Below are 6,158 nucleotides of genomic sequence, written 5' to 3' on the forward strand. Positions count from 1 at the left end.
TACCCCGATCATGTCCTCCTCCCCCATCATCGTATGGTTTCGCGAGAGCCTGCGGCTGTCCGACCACCCCGCGTTGCATGAAGCAGCGAAGTCGGGCACGCGGATCGTTTGTAGTTACGTCCACGATCAGGAAAGCCCTGGGTTGCGTCCGCTCGGCGGCGCGGCGCGCTGGTGGCTCGCGCAATCGTTGCGTGCACTCCAGGCCGAACTACATGCGCTCGGCGCCGAGCTCGTGATCCGGCGCGGCTCCGCGGCCAAGGTGCTCGGCGAGCTGGCGCGCCAAACCAGGGCCAGCGCGGTGTATTGGAACGATGTCGCGCAGGCCGGCCCCCGCGCCGTGGCTGCCCGCGTCGAAGCAGCGCTCGCCGAGATCGGCGTCTCTTCACGCGTGTTTCCCGATGACCTTCTGGTCGATCCGGCCGAGTTGCGCGGCAAGGATGGGCGCGGCCCGCGCGTGTTCACACCGTTCTGGAAGCGTGTGCTCGCTCTGGGTGATCCGCCGAAGCCACTGCCGCGGCCGGCCCGGCTGTCGCACGCCCCCGGCGGCGCAAGCTTGCCGATCGGTGAGCTCGCGCTCGAGCCGCGCAAGCCCGACTGGGCCGGCGGCCTGCGAGCGTCATGGCAAGCCGGCGAGCGCGCGGCACAGGCGCGCCTCGCCAGCTTTCTCGAAACGGCCGTGCAGACCTATGCCGCCGATCGCGACCGGCCCGACATCGAGGCGACCTCCCGGCTGTCGCCGCATCTGCGTTTCGGCGAGATCAGCCCGCGCCAGGTCTGGCATGCGGCGCGATTTGCCGCCGCCGAGCGTCCAGCTTCCGCCGCCGGCATCGACAAGTTCCTGAGTGAGCTCGGCTGGCGCGAGTTCAGCCGCCACCTGCTCTACAACAATCCCGACCTCGCAACCAGCAATCTGCAGCCGGCCTTCGATGCCTTTCCCTGGGCGCAGGATCATTCAGCGCTGCAGGCCTGGCAGCGCGGGCGAACCGGTTATCCGATCGTCGATGCCGGGATGCGCGAGCTCTGGCATACCGGGAGCATGCACAACCGCGTCCGCATGGTGGTCGCCTCGCTGCTCGTGAAGCACCTTCTGATCGACTGGCGGCTCGGCGAACAGTGGTTCTGGGACACGCTGGTCGACGCCGACCCGGGCAGCAATCCGGCAAGTTGGCAATGGGTTGCGGGATCGGGCGCCGACGCCGCGCCCTACTTCCGCGTCTTCAATCCCGTGCTGCAGGGCGAAAAATTCGATTCTCGCGGGACCTATGTCCGCCGCTGGGTGCCGGAGCTGGCGCGCCTGCCGGCCACGCTGATCCACCAGCCCTGGGCGGCGAAGCCGCTCGAGCTCGCCGAGGCCGGGGTTGAACTCGGCCGCACCTACCCGGCGCCGATCGTGGATCACAAGCCCGGGCGGGAGCGCGCGCTGGCAGCCTACGCGAGCTTGCGCACAAGTGATTAGTTGGGGTGCGCTTTGACAGCACAGAGAATCCAGCTATCGTCGCAGGGTTTCCAACAAATCGGGGGACCCGATATGGACGACACTCCACTCTCTGATCCGACCGTGACCGAGACCAGCATGCCCGCCGAGGCGCCGAAGGATCCGGTGATCACGACGGCGCCTAAGGCCCGACGAGCGGCCAAGAAGACCGCGAAGAAGACCTCCAAGAGGGCTGCACCCAAGCGTGCCGCCGCCAAGGCCAAGAAGGTCGCGACCAAGAAGTCCGCCAAGAAGACCGTGAAGAAGGCGGCCAAGAAAGCTGCGAAGAAGACGGCCAAGAAGGCCACCAAGAAAGCGGCCAAGAAGACGAAGAAGGCCAAGCGCTGATTCTGCCTGGCTCGGGACCGAAGGCGACTCGTCACCTTCGCTGATGGTCTTGGCGAAACAATCCAGTGCCCGGTAGTGGGGACGATCTGGCGCTGGATTGTTTCGTTTGTCGCCGTGCGGTTGGGAGCCGGGACCTGGCATCCGCGGCGCGACGCAGCGACCGGTGATGCCGCGCGGACGCCGGCCGGCTTGCGATCGGATTGCCGGCAGAGGTCTGCTGGGACAGAGATTCCGTGCGGGCGGTGCCCTCACCAGACGTCGGGACAGGGGTCGACGATCTTCCAGAGCTCGATGCCGTTCTTGATCCGCTTCATCTCGGTGGTGAGCCCGCCGTTGCGCCGGATCCAGTCCTTCACCGAATCGGGGTAATAGGACATCAGCTCGGACGTCCCCTCCATGCTGGTGACCTTGATGCCGAACGTGAACGCCTTGTCGTAATAGGCCTGGTGGAAGCCGAGGCTGGCCCTGGGCGTGACGCAGATCCTGTTGAGCGGCACGAAGCCGAAGACGAGCGTGCAGGCGGAATTGCAGATGCCGTCGATGATGACGCGCTGACGCGTTTCCCTGACGTGCCTGTACTTGGCCTTGTACTCTTCGATGTAGCCACCATGGTCGCGCGTAATGTGCAAATCCGCACGCGCCGGGCTAGCGGCGACCAGCAGGAGCACGACGCTTGGGATCAGGCGATTCATGGATCGGACGGCAAACCCGGTCTTTTCTGGCGCTGTCGCGACAACGCCTCGGGCCCAATGCACGACGGCACTTGCCGGACCTTGTCATGATCTTCTTAAGCACGCGGAAAAGGCCAAAATTTTGACGGGTTATCGCCTTTTGCGCACCCTTTCCGCCACTTCCGCGTTAGGCTATCAGCCAGACGGCCGGCCTTGACGTCGTTTTCCGGAGAAGAAAAGTCATGAGCAAGCTCGCATCCCTCGCCGCCGCCTTGATCGTGTCAATTGCCGCCCTGGTGCCGGCCACGTCCGAGGCGCGCAGCCATCATCGGCATCATCGCCACCACTACGGGCTGCCCTACGCCATCAGCTTCCTGCACAATTATGGCCCCGGCCCGCTGCCCGGTAGCTTTGCGTTCTATGACGGTCCTTCCACCAACCACTGCTACCAGAGCTCGGCGGCCTACATCGGCCAGGACCGACGCCGGCATCCCTGCTTCTGACGCCATCCATGGACGCCCCGCCAGCTTCGGCGAACGACCGTTCATGTCCGGCGGAGGCTGGCCTTGGCCATCCAAGTCTGGTATCCCGGTGACGCGGGAGATTTGGCCCGCATCGCGCGCTCGTAGCTCAGCTGGATAGAGCATCGGATTTCGATTCCGAGGGTCGGGAGTTCGAATCTCTCCGAGCGCGCCAGGGCCGTCTTCGCCCCCCTTCACCCGCCATCGCCGATCATCACCAAAGCCAACGATAACACTTTGTTAGATCGTGGTTTTTCGCGCTTCCGGTGACTGCAGCGTACGATCGGCGATCGTCGGCGAGCTCCGCCAGATCGTCCATTTGGCCATCCCTCGATCTGAGTTAGAATCCCCTCACCTGAAACGCTGCATTTTTCGGCGAGGGACAGGAGTTCGAATCTCCCATGCAGTTTCTAACTCAAAAGCCCGAGATCACCGCCAAGAACTATCTCTCCGTCGGGCCCGGTGAATACCCGTGCGGCAACAATCTTTACCTGATCGTCACCCCAAGTGGCGGCCGCCGCTGGGCCTTCCGCTACCAGCGCAACGGCATCGTCAAGAAGATGGGCTTCGGTTCGGCCAAGGAAACAGGCCTGAAGCTCTCCGAGGCCAGGGACAAGGCGATTGACGCTCTGCGGCTGCTGGCAAAGGGGACCGATCCGCGAGAGCACCGTGACGTAGAGAAACGCCGCACTCAGGGATCGCGCCAGTTCGGCGAATTCGCCGAGGAATGGCGGCGAACCTACGAGACCGGCATGAGGCACAAGGCCGCAAGAGCAAAGCTGAAGCGCATCGTGCAGGTCATCTGCCGCCCGCTCCATAAGCACTGGGTCCACGAGATCGAGACTGCCCATGTCGTCAACGTGCTCATGCCGATCTGGCAGCAGCCTGAGACCTCCCGCTCCGCTCGCCAGATCATCAAGAAGATTCTCGACGCAGCGATCGCCCACAACCTGCGACCGAAAGACAACCCGGCTGATTGGGCCAGCCGACTGCAACCGATCATGCCCAGGCAGCGGCGGCGTGGCACGATACGGGGCGGCCACAAGGCGATGGACTACCAAGACCTGCCGGCGTTCATGCACAAGCTTAGCGCCATCTCGACGCAAAGCGCGCGGGCGCTCGAGGTCATCATTCTGACCTTGGGACGAACCGCCGAAGTTCAGAACATGCGCTGGGCGCAACTCGATCTCGATAACGGAATCTGGGATCTTGGCTTTCTCGGCACCAAGAACGAGCGGTTGAAGCGCACGCCGTTGCCTCGGCAGACGCTGACCTATTTGCGTGAGGCTTACGAGAGCCGCGTCAGTGATGAATTCGTGTTTCCCGGTCGCAGTCTAAAGAGACCGATGAGCAACATGACCATGCTCAAATATCTCAAGGAGCTCACCGGAGACGAAACCCTGACTGTGCACGGCTTCCGCACGACGTTTCGGACCTGGGCGCAGGAGCAAACCCCTTTCGAGGAGGAAATCGTCGAGCATTGCCTGCACCACATCACGGGCGATGATGCCGAAAAGGCCTATAAGCGCGGCGAGGCCCTGAAGAAGCGACTGCATGTGATGCAGACATTCGCGGACTTCGCAACACAACCCCCAAAGAGCAATGTGACCCCCATGAAGGTCGCCTGAAAGTTCAAGCCATCCCCCTGCCCCGCCGAGGATGTCACCGCTCGGGCTGCTTGGTCGCCTCGGGCAGGTTTTCCAAGAAGGAGGCCAGATCTGCGCGCGTGATGATCGTCCGCGTGCCATACTTTCGGATTCGCAGCCGCCCTTCTTTGATGGCCTTGTAGAGGGAAGTCTGTCCGAGCGAACATAGTACGGCAGCCTCAGCAACGGTGAGGCAGAGCTTGTCCGCAGCGTTTCCAAGCATAGGTTTGCGCTTTGGCATCTAGGTTGGTCTCGCTTCATTTGGCGCCCGCAATGCCTTTCCTTTGTCGGCCCGCCCGGAATTGACTGCCCGCGGGAACACAGAAGGCACGTAAATCAGTCTGCTGGAGGCAAAGCGAATGCTCGGCAACATCCCAAATCCAGTGGGTGGCCTTTCGGCCGCGATTTCGTGTAATTGGGATGGTTGAGCGTCCTGACTGACCTGCCTGGCAGCGAAGCCAATCCAGAACGCGGAGACCAGTTAATTAAGCGCAGCCGCAGTGTAAACAGAGTGAGGGGCAGCCGGGACGCGGGACCGAGCACGTACAGCAAGTCCTTCCGAATCGACGCGAAGGATCGTCAAGCGCACCTAAAAGTATCGCAGCAGATTGTTGTGATGGCGCATGCTAATTTCCTTCAGTATGCAGTTGAGCTGTCCGATATCCTTGTTGTCGGTTTTCGCAGAGGTAAGCAGTTTGGAAGGGTTTCGGCAGCTGAACACTTTCAGAGCGCATTCGGACAACAGGCAGCTCAAAGCGCAATTGAACCGCAGTGGTTTTTCCGGCGTGTCCGAACTGGCACAGGTCCACCGATCTCTCCCTGACCCCGCTCATCGATGGGCTGGTACGGTCAGTTTGCCAGAACATGGCGCACCTGCGACCCAATATGTAGGAGCAACCATCCGGAGGGCGCCGGGGGTCGAGTCGTGAGATCGGTTCATCCGATTACCCCCCCTTCGATATCGACCTTTTCATCGTCCGCCGCGCCGCAGGCTAAGGCAAACCGGGCGATTGGCGGGCTACGCCCACAACTACCCTAGCCCAACTTTCTCGGAGAAAGTTGGGCTAGCCTCCGCCGGTTCGCTGCAAGCCATTGAGTACAGTTGAAGGAGGCGGCGAGCGTATCCATCGCGCCAGAATACGAGCAGCACCCTATTGAACGGCTAGCGGCACTACTTTCTTGACCATGCCCGTTTCTTGACCATGCCCGCGTAGCTGTCTCGATAGAGCTGGATACCGTAGAGGTTCGCCTGCTTGAAGCGGTTCCACTTGGCGACCGGCCGGCGGCTATCTCGGCAGCATTGTTGCCGCATATCGAGATTGCCTGGGACGCATGAGGCGTCCTTCTCAATTAACAGCTCAACGATGCAGAGGGATCGTGTCCCCAAGCGTGGTGTAGCTGGCGGCCCACCGCGTTCGCCAGCTGGAGCCGGGCCTGTCAGCTGGCGATAGCCGTGAGGCTGACGTTCGGATCATCGCTCAATGGCGCGATGGTTTCC

The 6,158-nt window shown here is 62.3% G+C and carries 6 protein-coding genes and 1 tRNA gene; 5 read left to right on the plus strand and 2 right to left on the minus strand.

Going from position 1 to position 6,158, the window contains the following annotated elements; genetic code table 11:
- Positions 1–10: 10 nt before the first annotated feature.
- On the plus strand, positions 11–1,456 hold the full coding sequence (locus QW863_RS34900) for a deoxyribodipyrimidine photo-lyase (RefSeq protein ID WP_315717687.1): 1,446 nt from the start codon (positions 11–13) through the stop codon (positions 1,454–1,456).
- Between the two features lie 72 nt (positions 1,457–1,528).
- On the plus strand, positions 1,529–1,822 hold the full coding sequence (locus QW863_RS34905; RefSeq protein WP_315717686.1) for a histone: 294 nt from the start codon (positions 1,529–1,531) through the stop codon (positions 1,820–1,822).
- A 248-nt stretch (positions 1,823–2,070) separates the two neighbouring features.
- Here the strand turns inward: QW863_RS34905 and QW863_RS34910 are convergent, their stop codons facing one another.
- A complete protein-coding gene (locus QW863_RS34910) occupies positions 2,071–2,514 on the minus strand; it encodes a hypothetical protein (protein ID WP_315717685.1) in 444 nt (147 codons plus the stop codon).
- A 221-nt stretch (positions 2,515–2,735) separates the two neighbouring features.
- On the opposite strand from QW863_RS34910, the gene QW863_RS34915 reads away from it, so the two are divergent.
- The 3 genes from QW863_RS34915 (at position 2,736) to QW863_RS34925 (ending at position 4,642) form a co-directional block, all read left to right on the plus strand.
- Positions 2,736–2,996, plus strand: a complete 261-nt coding sequence (locus QW863_RS34915) for a hypothetical protein (RefSeq protein ID WP_315717684.1) — start codon at positions 2,736–2,738, stop codon at positions 2,994–2,996.
- A 116-nt stretch (positions 2,997–3,112) separates the two neighbouring features.
- Positions 3,113–3,189, plus strand: a tRNA-Arg gene (locus QW863_RS34920).
- Between the two features lie 226 nt (positions 3,190–3,415).
- Positions 3,416–4,642, plus strand: a complete 1,227-nt coding sequence (locus tag QW863_RS34925; RefSeq protein ID WP_315769985.1) for a tyrosine-type recombinase/integrase — start codon at positions 3,416–3,418, stop codon at positions 4,640–4,642.
- A 34-nt stretch (positions 4,643–4,676) separates the two neighbouring features.
- Here QW863_RS34925 and QW863_RS34930 read toward each other — a convergent pair whose 3' ends face one another.
- Positions 4,677–4,901: a helix-turn-helix domain-containing protein gene (locus QW863_RS34930; RefSeq protein WP_315769986.1), complete on the minus strand. Its 225-nt coding sequence runs from the start codon at positions 4,899–4,901 to the stop codon at positions 4,677–4,679.
- Positions 4,902–6,158: the final 1,257 nt, after the last annotated feature.

The sequence above is a fragment of the Bradyrhizobium sp. SZCCHNR1017 genome, from assembly GCF_032381375.1.
GTDB lineage: Bacteria > Pseudomonadota > Alphaproteobacteria > Rhizobiales > Xanthobacteraceae > Bradyrhizobium.